The sequence below is a fragment of the Pseudomonas sp. GM48 genome (assembly GCF_000282335.1).
Taxonomy (GTDB): Bacteria; Pseudomonadota; Gammaproteobacteria; order Pseudomonadales; family Pseudomonadaceae; genus Aquipseudomonas.
This window is the reverse complement of the sequence record NZ_AKJM01000120.1, coordinates 24600-47872: the sequence shown is the minus strand read 5'-3', so window position 1 is coordinate 47872 and position 23273 is coordinate 24600. Positions and strand designations below refer to the sequence as shown.

Below are 23273 nucleotides of genomic sequence, written 5' to 3'. Positions count from 1 at the left end.
CTCGCGAAGCTTTTAAATGGCCCACCCCGGTTTGCGTTTTTGCATGAAGGCCAGCGTTCCCTCGACGCCTTCTGCCCCGGTCACCGCTTCGCTGAACCATTCGGCAGCCTGATCCAGCATGGCATCCGACGGCTGGCTGGTACTCGCCAGCAACAGTTTCTTGGTCATCGCATTTGCCTCTGGCGCACAACACAACACATGGGCCAGGACCTCATCGAGACGTTCGGCCAAGGCTTGCGGATCATGTTCGACAAAATGCACCAGCCCCATGCGCCGTGCCTGGTGACCATCAAAACGGGCTGCGGTCAGGGTCAGGCGCCGGGCCTCGGTCAGGCCGATGCGCTGAACCACGAATGGCGCGATTTGCGCCGGCAGCAGACCCAGACTGGTTTCCGGCAGGCCGAATTGCGCCTGGTGATCGGCCAGGGCGATATCGCTGACACAGGCCAGGCCGAAACCACCGCCGAGCACCGCGCCTTGCAGCACCGTGATCACCACTTGCGGGGCGTGTTGCATCTCTTGCAGCAGCGCACCGAACAGCCGGTTCAGGTCGCGGTGCGCACTGGCACCTTGAGCGCGGGCGTTGGTCATGTCCTTGAGGTCGCCGCCGGCACAGAAGTGGCCGCCGGCACCGCCGATCACCAGAGCGCGCACCCCTCGGTCATCGCGCACGGCTGTCAGCACCGAGCGCAACTCGGTGACCATCTGCAAGCTCATCGCATTGCGGCATTCCGGGCGATTGAGGGTGATATGCAGCACGCCGTTGTGCAGTTCCAGCAGCAAGGTCTGGCAAACCGGCAGGCTGCTCATTTCTTTTTCCCCGGCAGAATGCCCATCAACTTGCAGATGATCCCCAGCATGATTTCGTCGGCGCCGCCGCCAATCGATACCAGCCGTACATCGCGGTAAGCCCGGGCCACCGGGTTGTCCCACATGAAGCCCATGCCGCCCCAATATTGCAGGCAACTGTCGCTGACTTCGCGGCCCAGCCGGCCGGCCTTGAGCTTGGCCATGGAGGCCAGGCGCGTGACGTCCTGGCCTTTGACGTATTGCTCGGTGGCCTGATAGACCAGCGCCCGCAGGCATTCGATTTCGGTTTGCAGTTCGGCCAGGCGGAAGTGGATCACCTGATTGTCGATCAGCGCATTGCCGAAGGTTTTGCGTTCCTTGCAGTATTCGATGGTGCTGTTGACGCAGTACTCCAGGCCCTTGATCATGTTGGCTGCGCCGAACAGGCGTTCCTCCTGGAACTGCAGCATCTGCATCATGAACCCCGCGCCTTCATGACCGATGCGATTGCGCTGCGGTACGCGCACATTGTCGAAAAACACCTGGGCGGTTTCCGAACTGCGCATGCCGAGTTTGTCCAGGTGCGAGCTCAAGCTGATGCCCGGTGTGTTCATCGGCACCATGATCAGCGACTTGTTGATGTGCGGTTTGTCGTCCGAGGTGTTGGCCAACAGGCAGATGAAGTCGGCGCTCGGCGAGTTGGTGATCCACATCTTGCTGCCATTGATCACGTAATCGTCGCCATCCTTGCGCGCAGTGGTTTTCAGCCCGGCAACGTCGGAGCCGGCGCCGACTTCGGAGACGCCGATGCAACCGACCTGCTCGCCGCTGATGGCGGGGCGCAGGAACTCGTCGCGCAGTTCATCGGAACCGAAACGTGCCAGCGCTGGCGTGCACATGTCGGTCTGCACGCCGATGGACATCGGGATACCGCCGCAATGAATGGTGCCGAACTCCTCGGCGGCAACGATCGAATAGCTGTAGTCGAGCCCCATGCCACCGAATTTTTCCGGTTTGGAAATGCCCAGCAGGCCGAGGTCGCCGGCCTTGCGGAAGATTTCGTGGATGGGGAAGCGCCCGGCCTTTTCCCACTCTTCGACGTGCGGGTTGATCTCGTGCTCGACGAATTGGCGCACGGTGCGGCGCAGTGCTTCGTGTTCCTGGGTGAAGATCATTTTTATTGTTCTCCTTGAGCCGGCCTAGAACCGGGCTACGCCAAAACTGTTGGCTTGCAATGGCCGCACCTCGGCCTCGTGACAGATATCCAGCAGATAACCCAGCAAGGTCCGGGTATCGCGCGGGTCGATCAAGCCGTCGTCCCACAGGTTGGCACTGCCGTAGAGCGCCGTGGACTGGCTGTCGAGTTTCTGCGCGGTGACCTGTTCCAGCATGTCGAGCATTTTCGGATCGGGCACCAGACCGTCCTTGGCCTGTTTGGCCTCGGTGACGATGCGCAGCACTTTGCCCGCTTGCGCGCCACCCATCACGGCGGTGCGGCTGTTGGGCCAGGCGAAGATGAAACGCGGGTCGAGGCCGCGCCCGCACATTGCATAGTTGCCCGCGCCGTAGGAGCCACCGACGACGATGGTCAGCTTCGGCACCCGGGCGTTGGCCACCGCTTGAATCATCTTCGCGCCGTGTTTGATCACGCCTTGTTGCTCCGATTCGGTGCCAACCATGAACCCGGTGGTGTTGTGGAAAAACAGCAGCGGCGTCTGGCTCTGGTCGCACAACTGGATGAACTGGGCGGCCTTGCTCGCACCCTTGGGCGTGATCGGGCCGTTGTTGCCGATGAAGCCACAGGCGCGGCCCTGGATTTTCAGGTGGCCGCACACGGTCTGCTGATCGAACTCGCCTTTGAATTCAAGGAAGTTCGAAGCGTCGGCGAGACGGGCGATGATTTCGCGTACGTCGTAAGGTTTTTTCGGGTCATCCGGGATCAGGCCCAGCAATTCGTCGATGGGGTAGAGCGGCTCTTCCCAATGCCGTTCGGGCAGGTGAGGCAATTGCTGGTTCCACGGCAACAGGCTGACGATCTCGCGCACCTGGCGCACGCCGTCGGCATCGCTCTCCGCCAGGTATTCGGCGGTGCCGGCGGTTTGTGCGTGCATCTCGGCGCCGCCCAGTTCTTCATCGGTCGCGACTTCACCGGTGGCAGCCTTGAGCAGTGGCGGGCCGGCGAGAAACAGCTTGGCCTTGCCGCGCACCACCACCACGTAATCGGACAACCCCGGCTGATAGGCACCGCCCGCCGTGGCCGAGCCGTGCACCACGGTGACCTGCGGCAACCCCATGGCCGACATCCGCGCCTGATTGGCAAAGCTGCGTGCGCCTTCGACGAAAATCTCCGCCGCGTAATTGAGGTTGGCGCCGCCGCTTTCGGCGAGGGTGATCACCGGCAGTTTGTTTTCCATGGCGATCTGTTGCAGGCGCAGGGATTTTTTCAAACCGGCGGGGGAAATGGTCCCGCCCCTGATTGCGCTGTTGTTCGCCACCACCAGCACGCGCACGCCGCAGACATAGCCAATGCCAGCGATCAAGCCGCCTCCGGCGGAGCTGCCATCCTTGTCGTCGTGCAGCTTATAGCCGGCCAGGCTGGCCAGTTCGAGAAACGGCGCGCCGGGGTCCAGCAGCAGATTGAGGCGCTCGCGGGGCAGCAGTTGGCCGCGCTTTTCGAATCTGGGCTTGGCTTCGGCAGCCTTGTTCAGCAGGTTCTGTTCGAGCGCGCGGACTTGCTCGATGGCGTTCAGCATCGCCGCACGGTTCTGGGCGAACGGCTCGCTGTGGGGGTCGAGTTGCGACTGAATCACCGGCATGGGTTATTCCTTGTCCTTCAACACGTCTGGCAAGTAGGCGCGGTGGAAACCGTTGTACGACTCGCTGTTGGTCGCTTTGTGAATCGGCCAGGCACGGCCACCGAGGCTGGCGGCGCCGTCGATGCGCAAGGTGCTGCCGCTGACGAACGCCGCTGCCGGGCTGAGCAGAAAAACAATCGCCGCGCTGACTTCCGATTCGGTGCCGATGCGCTTGAGCGGCACGTGTTCGCGCAAAGTCGGAATCGCAGCCTTGAATGCGCCTTCGTAAGTGTCCATGCCGCTGGAGGCAATCCAGCCCGGCGCCACGGCGTTGACCCGCACCCCGGCATAACCCCATTCGTACGCGGCGGTCTTGGTCAGGTTGTCCATGCCCGAACGTGCCGCGCCGGAGTGCCCCATGCCGGGCATGCCGCCCCACATGTCGGCGAGCATGTTGACGATGGCGCCGCCGTGCTTGCTCATGGACTGGTTGAACACTTCCCGGGCCATCAGGAAACCACCCACCAGATTGGTGCGCATCACGGTTTCGAAGCCCTTCTGATTGATCGAGGCCAGGGGCGACGGGTACTGCCCGCCCGCATTATTGACCAGGCCATGAATGGGGCCATGTTTGCGGATCAATTCGCTGACCAGGTGCTGCACCGGTTCTTCCTCGCGGATGTCGCAAACCGCCCAATCGGCCTTGCCGCCGTCTTCGGCGATCTCCGCCGCAACGGTTTTCAGCTTGTCGGCCTTGCGCCCGACCAGCAGCACATGGGCGCCGAGGGCTGCCAGTTCGTGGGCGGTGCAGCGGCCGATGCCACTGCCGCCCCCGGTGACGATGATGTTTTGGCCGGCAAACAAATCGGCTTTGAAAATCGAATCGTAGGCCATGGCGGCAATCCTCTAGTTGAGCTGGTCGGCGATGCGCTGGGGCACCGGAATCTGGATTTCCAGCAGTTGCTGGGCGAAGGCCTTGCCTTGCGGATCGATTCGCAGGCTGGCGACACCGCCGCCGCCGAGGGCGTTTTCCAGCAGGAAATTCAGGCTGTGGCTGGCGGGCAAGTACCAGCGTTCAACCCGCCCGTGGATTGGATCGAGGACGTGGCCCATCCAGTCGACGATCACTTCCGGCGTCAGGGCTTCGGCAATCCATGGCAGATATTCGGGAGCGCGGGCCATGACCCCGATGTTGCTGTGGTTGCCCTTGTCACCGGAACGGGCGACCGCCAGTTTGACCAGGGCCACGCTGGCGTCGGCCTGGCCAATCGGTTTCGGCGCGGCGAGCGGGACTGGCAGGTCCAGCGGGTCGAGCACATCGAGGGCGGGCAGGGCACACCGGTGGCGCCGGCCCATGAAATCAATGTCCAGCGTGCAGGCGGTTTTGTCGATGAGGAACGAGAACAGCCGGATCAGCGGATACACCGTCGGCCGCCCACCGACAATCCCGGTCAGCCCCGGCGCCATGCCGGTGGCGGCCTGGGCGATTTCCCGGGAGAACACGATCAAGGCCTGCTTGTCCGGATGGCGCACGGCGAGTTTGATCACCACTTCGCGGCTGTCCTGACGCTGGCCGTGAGGGCCGTAGGTGGCCTCGCTGCCCAGTAACTCGATATTCACATCGCTGTACGGCGCCCAGCCGCGCTGGCGGAACATTTCCGAAGTCTTGTTGATGATCGCATCGCTGACGCGCCGTGCCTTGTCGACGGCATCGATGCCGGCAATCAGGCAACTGGCGGTGCAGCGAAAACCATCGGGGTACGTCGCGCTGACCTTGTATTGAGCCGTCGGTGGCAGGCCTTTGGCACCGTGCACCTGCACTGCGTTCTTGCCTTGTTGCAGCAGTTTGACCTGAGTGAAATCGCACACCACATCGGGCAGCAGATACGCACGCGGGTCCCCGATTTCGTACAACATCTGTTCGCCCACCGTCAGCGGTGTGACCAGCCCGCCGGTACCTTCGGGTTTGCTGACGATGAACTGGCTGTCGGCGCTGACTTCGACGATGGGAAAGCCGATATGTTCGTAGTCGGGGACGTCGCGCCAATCAGTGAAGTTGCCGCCCGTGCACTGGGCGCCGCATTCGATGATGTGCCCGGCCAATGCTGCCTGGGCGAGCTTGTCGTAGTCGTGCCACGACCAGTCGAACTCATGCACCAGCGCAGCGCTGACCACGGCACTGTCGACCACGCGCCCGGTGATTACGATGTCCGCCCCCAGACGCAAGGCTTCGACGATGCCGGGTGCACCGAGGTAGGCATTGGTCGAGACGCACATCGATGGCAGGGGCGCGCCGCTGAACATTTCATGAATGCCCAGGTTGCCCAGCTGTTTGAATTGCGGTTGCAGGTCGTCACCCAGCAGCACGGCGATCTTCAGGGCCACCCCGGCCTTGTCGCAGGCCGCTTGCAGGGCGGCGGCGCAGGCTTGGGGATTGACCCCGCCGGCATTGCTGATGACCCGGATATTGTGTTCCGCGAGCTGCGGCAACAAGGGCGCGAGGACTTCGATGAAGTCGCCTGCGTAACCGGCCTGGGGATCTTTCATCCGCGCACCTGCCATGATCGACAGGGTGATCTCGGCCAGGTAATCAAAGACCAGATAATCCAGATGCCCGTGATTGACCAGTTGCGCGGCAGCGGTCGAGGTATCGCCCCAGAAGGCGCTGGCGCAGCCGATGCGAATTGTTTTTGGCGCAGTCCATTCCATAGCCATCTCCAACCGAAGTGCGTCGACATTACCAAGCAAGCGCTTGGTTTGTAAATGACTTGATTATCTTCTGCCCAAGCGCTTGCTTGGTTGCATCCATGAGCTTAAATTGCCCGCGCAATCCCGCTGTTTTCGGGGGGATCGGCGTTATTGATTGATCGACTGTAGGAGAGAACGGGTGGACGAGCAAAAAGCCCTGAGGGTCATGCGCGAATTGGTGGACAGCGGCCAATTGACCGACCCGGACAGCGCCCGTGGCAAGCTGCTGCAAGTGGCGGCCCACCTGTTCCGCAATAAAGGCTATGAACGCACGACCGTGCGCGATCTGGCCGGCGCCGTGGGCATTCAGTCCGGGAGTATTTTCCATCACTTCAAAAGCAAGGACGAAATCCTGCGCGCCGTGATGGAAGAAACCATACGCTACAACACCGCGTTGATGCGTGCGGCCATCGCCGAGGCCGGCAATGTGCGCGAGCGGGTGCTGGCGCTGATCCGGTGTGAATTGCAGTCGATCATGGGCGGCAGCGGCGAGGCCATGGCCGTGCTGGTCTACGAATGGCGCTCGTTGTCTGAAGACGGCCAGGCCAAGGTCCTGGCGCTGCGGGACATCTACGAAGACATCTGGCTGCAAGTACTGGGTGAAGCCAAGGCCGCCGGGTTTATCCGCGGTGATGTGTTCATCACCCGAAGGTTCCTGACCGGCGCATTGTCCTGGACCACGACGTGGTTTCGCGCCGATGGCAGCATGAGCCTCGATCAGTTGGCCGATGAGGCATTGATTCTGGTGCTGGAAGAGCGGCAATAAGCTAGTGTTGGCCAACATTAAACTGGCTATTCGGACGAAACCGCCTAGCTTGAATGCATTGATGCCGTTTTATTGGGGAGTGGGGTCGTTTTGATGGGTTTGCCAATTCGGACAGCCTCGCAGCTTTTGCTGGCGATGCTTGCAGCGTCAACGGTGATACCGTCCCAGGCTGCGCAACAGGTGCGCATTGGTGCCGCGCACTTTCCGCCCTACACCGTGCGCCCGGAATCCGGGGCCGATACCGGGTTGCTACCGCAACTGGTCGAGGCGCTGAACGCATCGCAAAGTGACTACCAGTTTGTCCTGGTACCCACTTCCATTCCCCGACGCTTCGGTGACTTCAAGCAGGACCGGGTCGACATGGCCATCTTCGAAAATCCCGCCTGGGGTTGGGAGGATATTCCTCACACGGCCGTCGACATGGGGCTGGAGGACGCCGAGATTTTTGTCGCGCAACGCCTGCCCGATCGACAGCAAAGCTATTTTGCCGACCTGAACGGCAAGCGTCTGGCATTGTTCAGTGGCTATCACTACGAATTCGCCAATTTCAATGCCGACCCCCAGTACCTCGCGAAAAACTACAACGCCACGCTGACCTATTCCCATGACAGCAATCTGCTGATGGTATTACGCGACCGGGCCGACATTGCCCTGGTCACGCGCTCTTACCTGAACGACTATTTTTTGCGCAATCCGGATGTCGCCAAGAAGTTGTTGGCGTCCGATCGCATCGATCAGGTCTATCACCACTACGCAATTCTGCGTCCGACTGCGCCCATCAGCGGCGAGGCCTTCGGCAAGTTGTTGCAAGGCTTGCGGGACAACGGCCAGATGCTGAGGATTTTCGATCCGTACAAGATTGCGATTGTGCCGATCCCGCACAACGAACCGGCTCAACAGGTCGCGAAGTGATGGTCTTTTCCTAAATTTCCCGCCGTGGCTCACGTCACCTCGTTGAACTGTCGACGATTATCGTGAGCCTGATCCATGCCCAATCTGAATGACCTGACTGCCCTGTGTCTGCCGACAGGCAGTCGTCTTGCCGCTGATGAAACGCCAAGTCGCCTGAGTCTCAGCCTGGAGGGGCAACCGTTGCTCACCCTGCGGCTGATGCGTGGCCCCGAATTGCACGTGCAACTGCAAGAGCGTTTCGGTCGCCCTGAAGGGCAGGCGTTGTGGGCGGCCTGTTACTGGCTGTTCGCCCGCGACCCCGACTGTCAGCGCCTGGTCTGGCAACTGCAAGACGTGCCGAACGAAGCCGTGTTCAGCGGCTTGCTGATTCCGACCTCCATCAGCGGCCAGTATCACTGCGAGCGCACCTTGTTCTGGCAGTTGCCGCAGCCGTGGCTGAGGCATTCACTGACCGGCAGCTATCCGCAGCAAATGCTCATGAGCGACGGCAAGCGTCATCCACGGCGGCCGGTCAAACCCCGTGGTGAAGTGTATCGACGCTTCGATGCGCGGCTAGGCACCTGGGTTTCCCTGCGCACGCTGGAAATCGAGCAAGACCTGGCACGCTTCAACCGTTGGCAGAACAGCCCGCGCGTCGCCAGTTTCTGGCAGGAGGAGGGCAGCCTCGAACAGCATCGCGAATACCTGAACAAACTCGAGGCCGACCCGCACACGTTAACGCTCATCGGTAGTTTCGACGATCAGCCGTTTGCTTATTTCGAGGCTTATTGGGCCAGGGAAGATCGCATCGCGCCGTTCTATGAGGTCAACGACTACGACCGTGGCATTCACATGCTGGTGGGTGAGGAAAATCATCGCGGTCCGCACAAGGTGGCGAGCTGGTTATCGGCGCTGGTGCATTACCTGTTTCTCGATGATCCGCGCACGCAGCGCGTGGTTGCCGAGCCTCGTGCCGATAACGCGAAGATGATCGGGTACATGCAAAACCAGTGCTTTCACTGCGAGAAAGAGTTCGACTTCCCGCACAAGCGCGCGGCCTTGATGGTGTTGGGGCGGGAGCGGTTTTTTGATCGCTGCGCACTGGCTTGATGCTTGAGGCTCAAGATTCGTTGCGGTCTTGAGTCAGCCTTCGCGAGCAAGCCCGCTCCCACAGGTTCAGCGCACACCCTGTGGGAGCGGGCTTGCTCGCGAAGGGCGCGACGCAGATTTCAGATCTTATTGGCGGGAAGCCGCATCGCCACGCTTGCCCGACACCTTGCGGCAGTGCACCAGCGCATCACGAATCATGAAGTTCACCAGGGTCGGCGAGACGCCGAGTTCCCTGGCGATGTCTTTTTGCGGTACGCCGTGCAGGCGATACATCTCGAAGGCGTAGCGGGTGCGGCTCGGCAACTCCGTCAACGCATCGGCAATGTGCTCCAGCGTCGAGAAATTGATGTGCGAAGTTTCCGGTGACGCACCCTGGATCACCACATTCAGACCTTCCTCTTCAGGGCCGGAATACTTCTGTTCCAGCGCCTGCTTGCGGTAATGGTCGATCGCCAGGTTGCGCACGATCTGGAACAGGTAGCTGAGCTGGGCCTTGATCGAACTGGTGATGGGCGGGGCCGATTGCAGCCGGAAGAATGCGTCCTGCACAACATCTTCGGCACGTGAGCGGCAACCGGTAATTCGGGCGGCAATCTTCACCAGAATCAATCGATTGTCGACGAATGCCTGAAGTAGCGGTGTATCGCACCTGCTTGTGGATACTGGTTCCATCATGGAAATCACCCTGCTGCCAAAAGGTTGGTGGGACGGCGAATAAACCGGGGGGGCCGTCCTACACATCGAGCGACAAATTAGGCGTAATGATAATGATTGTCAAATGAGAAGAAGAACTAGTGCGCTACAAAGATGCAGAGCGAGAACTGCGACACGCTGACTCACTTCAGTCCGCTTTGTGTTCCGGTCTGGCGACTAATTAATTCAAGACGTCATCCGTTCTCATTGGTGAATGGAACAGCGCAATTCTCATAACCCTGTAGGAGCGAGCTCGCTCGCGATGGTCGTCAACGATGGCGATGGGCGCCTGACACTCCGCGGCGTTCTCCTTTTTTCGCGAGCAAGCTCGCTCCTACAGCCGAAATCAGGCAGGAAACCTCATGACCGACGCGTTCGAACTCCCCAGCACAATGGTCCAGGCCCTTCAGCGCCGTGCGGCACTGACACCGGATCGGGTGGCCTTGCGTTTTCTCGCCGAGACTCCGGAACAAATGGTGGTGCTCAGCTATCGCGAACTGGATCAGCGGGCGCGAACGATAGCCGGCGCGTTGCAGGCTCAAGCGGATGTTGGCGACCGCGCCGTGTTGCTGTTCCCCAGCGGCCCGGATTACGTCGCGGCGTTTTTCGGTTGCCTGTACGCCGGGGTGATTGCAGTGCCGGCCTATCCGCCGGAGTCGACGCGGCGTCATCACCAGGAACGCCTGTTGTCGATCATCGACGATGCCCAACCGCGCCTGCTGCTGACCAGTGCCGGACTGCGCGATGCATTGCAGCCAATCGACGGGGCGCCGCCGTTGCTGTGTGTCGATACCCTCGACGGTGCACTGGCCGAGCGCTGGGTCGCGGCGGATTTGCAGGACGATCACATTGCTTTTCTGCAATACACCTCCGGCTCCACCGCATTGCCCAAAGGCGTGCAAGTCAGCCACGGCAATCTGGTGGCCAACGAACTGCTGATTCGCCACGGTTTCGGCATTGACCTGAACCCCGATGACGTTATCGTCAGCTGGCTGCCGCTGTATCACGACATGGGTCTGATCGGCGGCCTGTTGCAGCCGATTTTCAGCGGCGTGCCTTGCGTGTTGATGTCCCCGGCGTACTTCCTTGGCCGGCCGTTGCGCTGGCTGGAAGCGATCAGCGAGTACGGCGGCACCATCAGCGGCGGGCCGGATTTTGCCTATCGCTTGTGCAGCGAACGGGTCAGCGAGACGGCTCTGGAGCGGCTCGATCTGAGTGGCTGGCGCGTGGCGTATTCCGGTTCCGAACCGATTCGCCTCGACACCCTGGAACGCTTCACGGAGAAGTTCGCGACCTGCGGCTTCACCGCAGACAGTTTCATGGCCTCCTATGGTCTGGCCGAAGCCACATTGTTCGTGGCCGGCACAACGCGTGGCCAAGGCATCGGCAACCTGCGGGTGGACGATCAGGCCCTGGCGCAGAACCGTGTCGAAGCGGGCGAGGGCAGCCCGATCATGAGTTGCGGTATCAGCCAACCGGCGCACGCCGTGCTGATCATCGACCCGGTCACGCTCACCGAACAGACCGACAACGCCGTCGGTGAAGTCTGGGCCAGCGGGCCGAGCATCGCCCTCGGCTACTGGCGCAACCCCGAGGCGTCCGCCAGGACCTTCGTCCGGCACGCCGGCCAGACCTGGCTGCGAACCGGTGACCTGGGCTTCATGCGCAACGGCGAGCTGTTCATCACCGGGCGCCTGAAAGACCTGCTGATCGTGCGCGGGCACAACCTGTACCCGCAAGACATCGAGCAGACCGTCGAGCGCGAAGTGGAAGTGGTGCGCAAGGGGCGGGTTGCCGCCTTCGCTGTCTCGATCGAGGGTCAGGAAGGCATCGGCATCGCCGCCGAAATCAGCCGCAGCGTGCAGAAAATCCTGCCACCCGAGTCCTTGATCAAAGCCATTCGCCAGGCCGTCGCCGAGGCGTATCAGGAAGCACCGAGCGTGGTGGTGCTGCTCAATCCGGGCGCGCTGCCCAAGACATCCAGCGGCAAAGTGCAACGCTCGGCGTGCCGCAGCCGCCTGGCGGACGGCAATCTCGACAGCTACGCGGTGTTCCCGTCGGCCAACACCGAGAGCGCAGGCCAGATCGAGTCGGGCTCCGAGCTGCAAAGCCTGATCGGTCGCATCTGGTGTGAGCAGTTGCAGGTCGGGCGGGTGGACGCCGACGATCATTTTTTCCTGCTCGGCGGCAACTCCATTGCGGCGACGCAAGTGGTGGCGCGCCTGCGCGAAGAACTCGGTCTGGAGTTGAACCTGCGCCTGCTGTTCGAAGCGCCGACCCTCGGCGCATTCGCCGATGTCGTGGCCAATCTGCAACAGGACGGTGGCCTGGCCCAGGGTGCGATCACCGCGCTGTCGCGCCTGCAACCGATGCCGCAATCCCTGGCACAAAACCGCCTGTGGATCACCTGGCAACTCGACCCCCAAAGCAGCGCCTACAACATTCCCGGTGCCTTGCACCTGCGCGGCGAGCTGGATGAGGACGCCTTGCGCAGCAGTTTCCAGCAGTTGATCGAGCGCCACGAATCCCTGCGCACGCGATTCTTCGAGCGTGATGGCGTGGCGCTGCAACAGGTCGATGCGGCTGGCCAGTTCAATTTGCACATGATCGACATCAGCGACCGGCCTGCTGCCGAGCGTGAATCCCGCGCGCAGCAAATCCGCGAGGATGAAGCGCGTACCCGGTTCGATCTGGAGAAAGGCCCGCTGCTGCGGGTGACGCTGGTACGCCTCGACGACGAAGATCATCAGTTGTTGGTGACGATGCACCACATCATCGCTGACGGCTGGTCGCTGAATGTGCTGATCGACGAGTTCTCGCGCCTGTATGCGGCCGCCTGCCAGGGGCAGCAAGCGGTGCTGGCGCCGTTGCCGACGCAGTACGCCGATTACGCCAGCTGGCAGCGCCAATGGCTGGCGCAAGGGGAGAGCGAGCGGCAACTGGCTTACTGGAAAGCACAGTTGGGCGAGGAGCATCCAGCGTTGAGCCTGGCCACCGATCATCCGCGCTTGGCGCAGCAACTGCGTAGCGCTGCACGACACACGGTGCGTCTGGGCGCCCCCCTCAGCGAAGCCATTCGCCAGACCGCCCAGGCCCATGAATCCACACCGTTCATGCTGCTGCTTGCAGTGTTCCAGAGCCTGTTGCACCGCTACAGCGGCCAACGGGACATCCGCATCGGCGTGCCCAATGCCAACCGCCCGCGCCTGGAAACCCAAGGGCTGATTGGCTTCTTCATCAATACCCAGGTGTTGCGCGCCGAGGTGGATTCGCGCCTGCCATTCGTTGAGCTGCTGGCGCAAACCCGACACGCCGCATTGGGCGCCCAGGCCCATCAGGACCTGCCATTCGAGCAACTGCTGGAAGCCTTCCCGCAGGCCCGCGAGCAGGGCCTGTTCCAGGTCATGTTCAACCATCAGCAACGGGACTTGAGCGCCTTGCGCCGGCTGCCGGGATTGTTGGCCGAAGAGCTGCCGTGGCACAGCCGCGAAGCCAAGTTCGATTTGCAGTTGCACAGTGAAGAAGACCGCAATGGTCGCCTGACCTTGTCCTTTGACTACGCCAGCGAGTTGTTCGACGTCACGACCATCGAGCGCCTGGCCGAACACTTCAGCAACCTGTTGCGGGCGGTCTGCGAGCAACCGAAAACTGCCATTGGCGACCTGCAACTGATGACGGTTACCGAGCAGCAGCAACAATCGGGGTGGGCCATCGCACCGTGCACAGCAGCCAGTCAATGGCTGCCCGAATGGCTCAATGAGCAAGCGCGCCAGACGCCGCAGCACACCGCGCTGGTGTGGGACGGCGGCAGCCTGGACTTCGCCGAACTGCACGCTCAGGCCAACCGTCTGGCCCATTACCTGCGCGACAAAGGCGTCGGCCCGGACGTCTGCGTGGCCATCGCCTGCGAACGTTCGCCGCAACTGCTGATCGGCCTGCTGGCGATCATCAAGGCTGGCGGTGCTTATGTACCGCTGGACCCGGATTACCCGGCCGAGCGCCTGGCCTACATGCTCAGTGACAGCAGCGTTGAATTGCTGCTGACGCAAACCCGATTGCTCGAGCGCTTGCCGGCCTGCGAGGGCGTCAGCGTGATCGCCATGGACACCTTGCATCTGGACCGCTGGCCAAGCCACGCGCCGGGGTTGCGCCTGCAGGGCGACAACCTCGTCTACGTGATTTACACCTCGGGATCCACCGGCCAGCCCAAAGGCGTCGGTAACACCCACGCGGCGCTGGCCGAGCGCCTGCAATGGATGCAGGACACGTATCACCTGAACGAAACCGACGTGCTGATGCAAAAGGCGCCGATCAGTTTCGACGTGTCGGTGTGGGAGTGCTTCTGGCCGCTGATCACCGGCAGCAAGCTGTTGATCACCGGCCCCGGTGAACACCGCGATCCGTATCGCATCGCGCAGCTTGTGCAAGAACACGGCGTGACCACGTTGCACTTCGTGCCGCCGCTGCTTTCGTTGTTCATCGATGAACCGCTCAGCGCTGAATGCACTAGCCTGCGTCGGCTGTTCTCCGGAGGCGAAGCCTTGCCTGCGGAGCTGCGCAATCGTGTGCTGGCACAACTGCCGGCGGTGCAACTGCACAACCGCTACGGACCGACTGAAACCGCGATCAACGTCACGCATTGGCAGTGCTCCAGCGCCGACGGCGAACGCTCGCCGATTGGCCGGCCGCTGGGTAATGTGATCTGCCGCGTGCTCGACGGCGATCTCAACCCCGTTCCGGCCGGCGTGGCGGGTGAGCTGTGCATCGGCGGCATTGGTTTAGCCCGTGGTTACCTCGGTCGCCCGGCATTGACCGCTGAACGATTCGTGGTCGACCCATTGGGCGAGCCGGGCACGCGCCTGTACCGCACCGGTGACCGGGCGCGCTGGACGGCGGACGGCGTGATCGAATACCTCGGCCGTCTCGATCAGCAGGTCAAACTGCGCGGGTTCCGGGTCGAACCAGAGGAAATCGAAGCGCGCCTGCTGGCCCGGGAGGGGGTTGCGCAAGCCGTGGTGCTGGTGCGCGAAACCGTGGCCGGTGCGCAGCTGATCGGTTACTACACCGCTGCGGACAATGCCGGGGACGAAGCCGACCAATCTGCGCGCCTGAAAAGCGCATTGGCCGCCGAACTGCCGGAATACATGGTACCGGCGCAACTGATGCGCCTGGACGAAATGCCCCTCAGCCCGAGCGGCAAACTCGACCGTCGCGCCTTGCCGGAACCGCAGTGGCAGGTTCGCGAACACGTTGAACCCGTGACGGAGCTGGAACAACACATCGCCGGTATCTGGCGCGAAGTGCTGGGTTTGACACAAGTCGGCCTGCGCGATGAATTCTTTGCACTCGGTGGCCACTCATTGCTGGCCACGCAAATCATCTCCCGCACCCGCCAGGCCTGCGACGTCGAGTTGCCGCTGCGGGTGCTGTTCGAACACAGCGAACTCGCTGCGTTTGCCGAACAGGTTCGCCTGAACCAGGCCAGCGGCCGCACCAATAAACAGTTGCCGATTGAACAAGTCGACCGCCGCCAAGCGGTGCCGCTGTCCTATTCCCAGCAACGCATGTGGTTTCTCTGGCAGCTGGAGCCGGACAGCCCGGCGTACAACGTCGGCGGCATGGCGCGGCTGCGCGGCGTGCTCGACGTCGCATGTTTCGAAGCCGCGCTGCAAGCCCTGATTCTGCGCCACGAAACCCTGCGCACCACGTTCCCGAGCATTGACGGCGTCGCCCGCCAACACGTGCACGCGCAATCCGGCGTGCACATGGCGTGGAAGGATCTCACCGCGCTGGATGCCGAAAGCCGCGAGTGGCAGGTTCAGCAACTGGCCGACGACGAAGCGCACCAGCCGTTCGATCTGGAAACCGGACCGTTGCTGCGCGCCTGCCTGGTCAAGACCACCGAACAGGAACACTACTTCGTTCTGACCCTGCACCACATCGTCACCGAAGGCTGGGCGATGGACATTTTTGCCCGGGAACTCAGCGCGCTGTACGAAGCGTTCGTCGATGATCGTGAATCACCACTGGCGCCGTTGCCAGTGCAGTACCTGGATTACAGCGTGTGGCAACGTCAGTGGCTGGAGTCCGGCGAGCGTCAGCGCCAGCTCGATTACTGGACCACGCAGCTGGGCCGCGAACACCCGTTGCTGGAGTTGCCGGCCGACCGTCCGCGTCCGCCGGTGCAAAGCCATCAGGGGGAGTTGTACCGGTTCGACCTGAGCGACGACCTCGCGGCACGGGTCCGCGCCTTCAACGCACAACACGGCCTGACTCTGTTCATGACCATGACCACCGCCCTGGCGACGCTGCTGTACCGCTACAGCGGCCAGACCGATTTGCGCATCGGCGCCCCGGTAGCCAACCGCATTCGTCCGGAAAGCGAAGGGCTGATCGGCGCGTTCCTCAATACTCAAGTGCTGCGTTGCCAGCTCGACGGGCAGATGTCCGTGGGCGAGCTGTTCGAGCAGGTCCGGCACACGGTGATCGAAGGCCAGTCCCATCAGGACCTGCCATTCGATCATTTGGTGGAAGCCTTGCAACCACCGCGTAGCGCGGCCTACAACCCGTTGTTCCAGGTGATGTGCAACGTGCAGCGCTGGGAGTTCCAGCAAAGCCGAACCCTGGCCGGTATGACGGTCGAGTACCTGGTCAACGATGCCCGCGCAACCAAGTTCGACCTCAACCTGGAAGTCACTGACCTCGACCATCGCCTGGGTTGCTGTCTGACCTACAGCACCGATCTGTTCGACGAACCGCGCATCGCCCGCATGGCCGGGCATTGGCGCAATCTGCTGGAGGCACTGATTGCCGATCCGCAACAGCGCTTGAGCGAGCTGCCGCTGCTGGACGCCGGGGAACAACAACATCTGCTCGACAGTCTTGGCATCGAACCGGGTGAGCATCGACTCGATCAGTGCATTCATCATCTATTCAGCGAACAGGCCCAGGCGCGTCCGGATGCTCCGGCGCTGACCTTCGCCGGACAAACCCTTAGCTACGCCGAACTCGACCGCCGCGCCAATCGCCTCGCGTGGATGCTGCGCGAGCGCGGCGTCGGACCGCAGGTTCGTGTGGGCCTGGCACTTGAGCGCTCGCTGGAAATGGTCGTCGGCCTGCTGGCGATCCTCAAGGCCGGCGGCGCTTATGTGCCGCTGGATCCGGAATACCCGCTGGAACGCCTGCACTACATGATCGAAGACAGCGGCATCGGTCTGCTGCTCAGCGATGCGACGATGTTCAAGGCCCTGGGCGAGTTGCCGGCGAGCGTCGGTCGCTGCTGTCTTGAAGAGGACGCCGCTGCACTGGCCGGCTATCCGGCCACCGAGTTGCCATTGACCAGCCTGCCGCAGCATCAGGCCTACCTGATTTACACCTCGGGCTCGACCGGCAAGCCGAAAGGCGTAGTGGTGTCCCACGGCGAAATCGCCATGCATTGCCGCGCCGTGATCGAGCGTTTCAGCATGCGCCCCGACGACTGCGAGCTGCACTTCTATTCGATCAACTTCGACGCCGCCACCGAACGTTTGCTGGTGCCGCTGCTCAGCGGTGCGCAAGTGGTACTGCGGGCTCAAGGGCAGTGGGATGCGGAAGAAATCTGTGGCCTGATCCGTCGTCATCACATCAACGTCCTCGGTTTCACGCCGAGCTACGGCAGCCAGTTGGCGCAATGGCTGGCAACGCAAAATGAAACCCTGCCGGTGCGGATGATCATCACCGGCGGCGAAGCGCTGACCGGTGAACACCTGGCGCGGATTCGCGCAGCGTTCCAGCCGAGCCAGTTCTTCAACGCCTACGGCCCAACCGAAACCGTGGTCATGCCGCTGGCCAGCCGCGCCCCTGAAGTGCTGGAAGAGGGCGCCGGCAGCGTGCCGATCGGCAGCGTGATCGGTAACCGCGTGGCCTATATTCTCGACGCCGATCTGGCGTTGCTGCCGCAAGGTGCGACGGGTGAGTTGTACGTCGGCGGCGCGGGTCTGGCCCAGGGGTATCACCAGCGTCCGGGGATGACCGCGGAGCGGTTCGTGGCCGATCCGTTTGCCGCCAGCGGCGGGCGTATCTACCGCACCGGCGACCTGGTGCGTCAGCGGGCCGACGGCCTGGTGGAATACCTCGGGCGGATCGACCACCAGGTGAAGATTCGTGGTTTCCGTATCGAATTGGGCGAGATCGAAACCCGTCTGCTGGAGCATGCGTCGATTCGCGAGGCCGTGGTGCTGGCACTCGATGCACCGAGCGGCAAGCAACTGGTCGGCTATCTGGTAACGGATTTCGCTGAGCAAGACGAAGCGCAGCAAACCGCTTTGCGTGAATCGCTCAAGGCCCGTTTGAAAGCGCAACTGCCGGATTACATGGTGCCCACGCACCTGATCCTGTTGGCCAGCATGCCGCTGACCGCCAACGGCAAACTCGACCGCCGCGCACTGCCGGCGCCGGATCCGGAGCTCAATCGCCAACACTACGTGGCGCCCGGCAACGAGCTCGAAATCACGCTCGCGCAGATCTGGTGCGAAGTGCTCAACGTCGGTCAGGTTGGCCTCAACGACAACTTCTTCGAACTGGGCGGTGACTCGATTCTGTCGATCCAGGTGGTCAGCCGGGCACGGCAGCAGGGCATTCACTTCAGCCCGCGTGAGCTGTTCCAGCACCAGACCGTGCAGACCCTTGCCGCCGTGGCCACCCGCAGCGAGCAGGTCAGCGCCGAGCAAGGCTTGATCATCGGCGAGTCGCGTCTGACGCCGATCCAGCACTGGTTCTTCGACAGCGATATCCCGCAACACCAACACTGGAACCAGGCGTTGGTGATGCAACCGGCCGTGACGCTGGAACCCCATCGTCTGGAGCAAGCGATGCTGGCGGTGATCGAGCAGCACGACGCCTTGCGCCTGCGATTCAGCAACCTTGCCGGCCAATGGCAGGCCATGCACCCATCTGTTTTCGATGCACCGGTACTGTGGCAGGTGCGCGTTTCGTCCATGGACAAATGCGCGGCGTTGTTCGCCGATGCCCAGCGCAGCCTCGACCTGGAAGAGGGGCCGTTGCTGCGCGTGTTGCTGGTCGATGGTCCCGCAGGTCAGCAACGCTTGTTCATCGCTATCCACCACTTGGTGGTGGACGGTGTGTCGTGGCGGGTGCTGCTGGATGACCTGCAAACCGTGTATCGCCAACTGGACGCGCAACAGTCGGTGAAACTGCCGGCGAAAACCAGTGCCTTCAAGGATTGGGCCGCACGCTTGCAGGCCTACGCCGGTAGCGAATCCCTGCGTGAAGAACTGGGCTGGTGGCAAGCGCAACTGGCCGGGCCAAGTGCCGAATTGCCGTGTGATCGTCCCGAGGGCGCACGGCAGAACCGGCATGCGCAAACCGTCAGCGTGCGCCTCGACAGCGAGCGCACCCGGCAACTGCTGCAACAGGCGCCGAGTGCCTATCGCACCCAGGTCAACGACCTGCTGCTGACCGCGTTGGCCCGCGTGCTGTGCCGCTGGAGCGGTCAGCCATCGGCGCTGATTCAACTGGAAGGCCACGGCCGCGAAGTGCTGTTCGACGACATCGACCTGACCCGCACCGTCGGCTGGTTTACCAGCGCCTATCCGCTGCGCCTGACGCCGTCGAACATTGAAGAAGCCGCCGGGCAAGGCGCGTCGATCAAGGCGATCAAGGAACAACTGCGTGCCGTCCCGCACAAGGGCCTGGGTTATGGCGTGCTGCGCTATCTCGCCGATGATCAGAGTCGCCACAGCATGGCGGCGTTGCCGGTGGCGCTGATTACTTTCAACTACCTCGGCCAGTTCGACCAGAGCTTCGGGGCGGACGCGCTGTTCCATCCGCTGGATGAAGCCATCGGCGCGGCCCATGATGCCAATGCACTATTGCCCAATGAGCTGAGCGTCGACAGTCAGGTGTATGGCGGTGAACTGGTGCTGCGCTGGACCTTCAGCGCTGAACGCTTTGACCCGCAGACGATCAACGAGTTGGCTGACGCGTACCTCGGCGAACTGCAAAGCCTGATCGGGCATTGCCTGCGCGACGATGCCGGTGGCCTGACACCGTCGGACTTCCCGCTGGCGCAGCTCAATCAGACACAACTGGATGCGCTGCCGGTCCCGGCCGCCGTCATCGAAGACGTCTACCCGTTGACCCCGATGCAGGAAGGCATGCTGTTGCACACTTTGCTGGAACCGGGCACCGGCCTGTATTACATGCAGGACCGTTACCGCATCAACAGCGAACTCGACCCGCAGCGTTTCGCCCAGGCCTGGCAAGCGGTGATCGCCCGCCATGAAGCATTGCGCGCCTCGTTCTGCTGGAACGTCGGTGAAGCCATGTTGCAAGTGATCCACAAACCGGGCAGCACGCCGATCGAATACCTCGACTGGAGCGATCTCGCCGAAGCCGAGCAAGAGTCGAAATTGCAAACCTTGCTCAAGACCGAACGCGAGGCCGGGTTCGATCTGCTCAACCAGGCACCGTTCCACTTGCGTCTGATCCGGGTCGGCGCGGCGCGCTACTGGTTCATGATGAGCAACCACCACATTCTCATCGATGCCTGGTGCCGTTCGCTGCTGATGAACGATTTCTTCGAAATCTACAGCGCCCTCGGCGAAGGCCGGGAAGTGCAGCTTGGGCTTGTGTCACGTTATCGCGACTACATCGGCTGGCTGCAGCATCAGAGCCTGGCCGAAGCGCGCCAATGGTGGAAAGCCAACCTGCAAGGTTTCGAACGGACCACACCGATCCCAAGCGACCGGCCATTGCTGCGTGAACATGCCGGCGACAGCGGCGGCATGATCGTCGGCGACCGCTACACAAGGCTCGATGCCCGTGACGGCGCGCAATTGCGCGAACTGGCCCAGGCGCATCAACTGACGATCAACACCTTCGCCCAGGCGGCATGGGCCCTGGTGCTGCGGCGCTTGAGCGGTGATCGCGACGTGCTGTTCGGCGTCACCGTGGCCGGGCGTCCGGTGGACATGCCGCAAATGCAGCGTACCGTCGGCCTGTTCATCAACAGTGTCGCGCTGCGGGTGAAAATGCCTGAGGATGGCCAGCGTTGCAGCGTGCGCCAGTGGCTCAGCGGTCTGCTCGACAACAACATGCAACTGCGTGAGTACGAATACCTGCCGCTGGTGGACATCCAGGAACAGAGCGAATTGCCCAAAGGCCAGCCGTTGTTCGACAGCCTGTTCGTGTTCGAAAACGCCCCGGTGGAAGTCTCGGTGCTGGACCGTGCGCAGAGCCTCAACGCGACGTCGGATTCGGGCCGCACGCATACCAACTTCCCGCTCACGGCCGTGTGCTATCCGGGTGATGACCTGGGCTTGCACCTGTCCTACGACCAGCGCTACTTCGATGAGGCCACGGTCGAGCGCATGCTCGGTGAGTTCAAGCGATTGCTGTTGGCGTTGGTGGAAGGTTTCCATGGCGACATGGCCGACCTGCCGTTGCTGGGGGCCGAAGAGCAGGACTTCCTCATCCATGGCTGCAACCAGAGCGAACACCCGTATCCGCTGGAGCAGAGCTACGTTGCATTGTTTGAAACGCAGGTCGCCAGGCACCCGCAGCGGATTGCCGCCAGTTGTCTTGACCGCCAACACAGTTATCTTGAGCTGAACCAACGCAGTAACCGTCTCGGTCATGCGTTGATCGCCGCCGGTGTCGGGCGCGATCAACCGGTGGCGTTGCTGGCCGAACGCAGCCTCGATTTGCTGGGCATGATCATCGGCAGCTTCAAGGCGGGTGCGGGTTACCTGCCGCTGGACCCGGGTTTGCCGAGTCAGCGCCTGAGCCGGATCATCGAACTGAGTCGCACACCTTTGCTGGTGTGCACGCAAGCGTGCCGTGAACAGGCGCAGGCCTTGCTCGACGAGTCTGGCTGCTCCAGCCGGCCACGGCTGCTGGTCTGGGAGGAGGTTCAGGCCCTTGCGCTGTCAGTGGACAATCCTGGCATCTACAGTGCTGCGGATAACCTCGCCTACGTGATCTACACCTCCGGTTCCACGGGGTTGCCGAAAGGCGTGATGGTCGAACAGCGCGGCATGCTCAATAACCAATTGAGCAAGGTGCCGTACCTGAACCTGAGCGACGCCGACGTGATCGCGCAAACCGCTTCGCAAAGCTTTGATATTTCGGTCTGGCAGTTCCTCGCCGCGCCGTTGTTCGGCGCACGGGTGGACATCGTGCCGAACACCATTGCCCACGACCCACAGGGCTTGCTGGCCCATGTGCAGAGCCAGGGCATCACTGTGCTGGAAAGCGTGCCGTCACTGATCCAGGGCATGCTCGCCCAGGAACGCATGAGCCTCGAAGGCCTGCGCTGGATGTTGCCAACGGGTGAGGCGATGCCGCCGGAGCTGGCGCATCAATGGCTGTTGCGCTATCCGCAGATCGGCCTGGTCAATGCATATGGCCCGGCGGAGTGTTCGGATGACGTGGCGTTCTTCCGCGTTGACCTGGCCTCGACTCGCGGCAGTTACCTGCCGATCGGCACGCCGACCGACAACAACAGGTTGTACCTGCTCGACGGAGCGCTGGAACTGGTGCCGCTGGGTGCGGTGGGTGAACTGTGCGTGGCGGGGACCGGAGTCGGTCGTGGCTATGTCGGCGATCCGCTGCGCACGGCACCGGTGTTTGTGCCGAACCCGTTCGGCGCACCGGGTGAGCGCCTGTATCGCACCGGCGACCTGGCCCGCCGTCGCAGTGACGGCGTGCTGGAGTATGTCGGGCGCATCGACCACCAGGTGAAGATTCGCGGCTATCGCATCGAGCTGGGTGAAATCGAAGCACGCCTGCACGAACAACCGGAAGTCCGCGATGCGGCGGTCGGTGTGCAGGACGGCGCGAACGGCAAGCATCTGGTGGGTTATCTGGTGGCGGTCGATTCAGCGCTCAATTGCGCTGAATGCCTGGAGCGCATCAAGCAACGCCTGCGCGCCGAACTGCCGGAATACATGGTGCCGCTGCACTGGCTGTGGCTGGACAAGCTGCCGCTCAACACCAACGGCAAACTCGACCGCAAGGCCCTGCCGGCGCTGGAGATTGGCCAGATGCACAGCCAGGATTACCAGGCACCGCGCAATGACCTGGAGCAAACCCTGGCGGGCATCTGGGCCGAGGTGTTGAAGGTCGAGAAGGTGGGCGTTCGCGACAATTTCTTCGAGTTGGGCGGGCATTCGCTGCTGGCCACGCAGATTGCCTCGCGGGTGCAGAAAACCCTGCAACGGGATGTGCCGTTGCGGGCGATGTTCGAGTGCAGCACGGTGGAGGAGTTGGCCCAGTACATCGACGGGTTGATGGTGAGCGAGATCACCGAGGAGAAGGTGGATCGCTTGAATGATCTGATGGCGGAGCTGGAGGCGCTGTGATTCTCTAGTGTTTGTACCGGCCTCATCGCGGGCAAGCCCGCTCCCACAGGGAGTTCTGGTGTGCACAAATCATATGTTCACCACTACCCCTTGTGGGAGCGGGCTTGCCCGCGAAGGCGT

The 23273-nt window shown here is 62.3% G+C and carries 10 protein-coding genes; 4 read left to right on the top strand and 6 right to left on the bottom strand.

Features of this window, described 5'->3' with window-relative positions; translation table 11 throughout:
• Positions 1-12 precede the first annotated feature (12 nt).
• Genes PMI28_RS06800 through PMI28_RS06820 form a run of 5 tightly spaced genes read right to left on the bottom strand, consistent with a single transcriptional unit; the run spans position 13 to position 6293 of the window.
• On the bottom strand, positions 13-810 hold the full coding sequence (locus PMI28_RS06800) for an enoyl-CoA hydratase/isomerase family protein (RefSeq protein ID WP_007990162.1): 798 nt from the start codon (positions 808-810) through the stop codon (positions 13-15).
• On the bottom strand, positions 807-1964 hold the full coding sequence (gene atuD / locus PMI28_RS06805) for a citronellyl-CoA dehydrogenase (protein WP_007990160.1): 1158 nt from the start codon (positions 1962-1964) through the stop codon (positions 807-809). Before atuD ends, PMI28_RS06800 begins: the two co-directional genes overlap by 4 nt.
• A 24-nt stretch (positions 1965-1988) precedes the next feature.
• Positions 1989-3605 carry a geranyl-CoA carboxylase subunit beta gene (gene atuC / locus PMI28_RS06810; protein WP_007990158.1) on the bottom strand — a complete coding sequence of 539 codons (1617 nt, stop codon included), beginning with the start codon at positions 3603-3605 and terminating at the stop codon, positions 1989-1991.
• 3 nt (positions 3606-3608) lie between these two features.
• Positions 3609-4478, bottom strand: a complete 870-nt coding sequence (locus PMI28_RS06815) for an SDR family oxidoreductase (RefSeq protein WP_007990156.1) — start codon at positions 4476-4478, stop codon at positions 3609-3611.
• 12 nt (positions 4479-4490) lie between these two features.
• Positions 4491-6293: an acyclic terpene utilization AtuA family protein gene (locus PMI28_RS06820; protein WP_007990155.1), complete on the bottom strand. Its 1803-nt coding sequence runs from the start codon at positions 6291-6293 to the stop codon at positions 4491-4493.
• A gap of 178 nt (positions 6294-6471) precedes the next feature.
• Here PMI28_RS06820 and PMI28_RS06825 point away from each other — a divergent pair, with 178 nt between their 5' ends.
• From PMI28_RS06825 to PMI28_RS06835, 3 genes are all read left to right on the top strand, one after another.
• Positions 6472-7098, top strand: a complete 627-nt coding sequence (locus tag PMI28_RS06825; RefSeq protein ID WP_007990153.1) for a TetR/AcrR family transcriptional regulator — start codon at positions 6472-6474, stop codon at positions 7096-7098.
• A gap of 93 nt (positions 7099-7191) precedes the next feature.
• Positions 7192-8010, top strand: coding sequence for a substrate-binding periplasmic protein (locus PMI28_RS06830; protein ID WP_033063544.1), 819 nt, complete (start codon positions 7192-7194; stop codon positions 8008-8010).
• A 75-nt stretch (positions 8011-8085) separates the two neighbouring features.
• A complete protein-coding gene (locus PMI28_RS06835; protein ID WP_007990149.1) occupies positions 8086-9099 on the top strand; it encodes a GNAT family N-acetyltransferase in 1014 nt (337 codons plus the stop codon).
• Between the two features lie 126 nt (positions 9100-9225).
• On the opposite strand, the gene PMI28_RS06840 is transcribed toward PMI28_RS06835, so the two are convergent.
• The gene (locus PMI28_RS06840) at positions 9226-9774 is read right to left on the bottom strand and encodes an RNA polymerase factor sigma-70 (RefSeq protein WP_007990147.1); all 549 of its coding nucleotides are present in this window, start codon (positions 9772-9774) and stop codon (positions 9226-9228) included.
• Positions 9775-10154: 380 nt separating this feature from the next.
• Here PMI28_RS06840 and PMI28_RS06845 point away from each other — a divergent pair, with 380 nt between their 5' ends.
• Entirely contained in the window at positions 10155-23153 is a 12999-nt protein-coding gene (locus PMI28_RS06845) for a non-ribosomal peptide synthetase (protein WP_007990145.1), read from the top strand.
• The last annotated feature ends 120 nt before the right edge of the window (positions 23154-23273 follow it).

Coding starts and splice junctions, on each gene's coding strand:
- PMI28_RS06800 (WP_007990162.1), bottom strand. CDS start 810: ATGAGCAGCCTGCCGGTTTGCCAGACCTTGCTGCTGGAACTGCACAAC.
- atuD (WP_007990160.1), bottom strand. CDS start 1,964: ATGATCTTCACCCAGGAACACGAAGCACTGCGCCGCACCGTGCGCCAA.
- atuC (WP_007990158.1), bottom strand. CDS start 3,605: ATGCCGGTGATTCAGTCGCAACTCGACCCCCACAGCGAGCCGTTCGCC.
- PMI28_RS06815 (WP_007990156.1), bottom strand. CDS start 4,478: ATGGCCTACGATTCGATTTTCAAAGCCGATTTGTTTGCCGGCCAAAAC.
- PMI28_RS06820 (WP_007990155.1), bottom strand. CDS start 6,293: ATGGAATGGACTGCGCCAAAAACAATTCGCATCGGCTGCGCCAGCGCC.
- PMI28_RS06830 (WP_033063544.1), top strand. CDS start 7,192: ATGGGTTTGCCAATTCGGACAGCCTCGCAGCTTTTGCTGGCGATGCTT.
- PMI28_RS06835 (WP_007990149.1), top strand. CDS start 8,086: ATGCCCAATCTGAATGACCTGACTGCCCTGTGTCTGCCGACAGGCAGT.
- PMI28_RS06840 (WP_007990147.1), bottom strand. CDS start 9,774: ATGATGGAACCAGTATCCACAAGCAGGTGCGATACACCGCTACTTCAG.
- PMI28_RS06845 (WP_007990145.1), top strand. CDS start 10,155: ATGACCGACGCGTTCGAACTCCCCAGCACAATGGTCCAGGCCCTTCAG.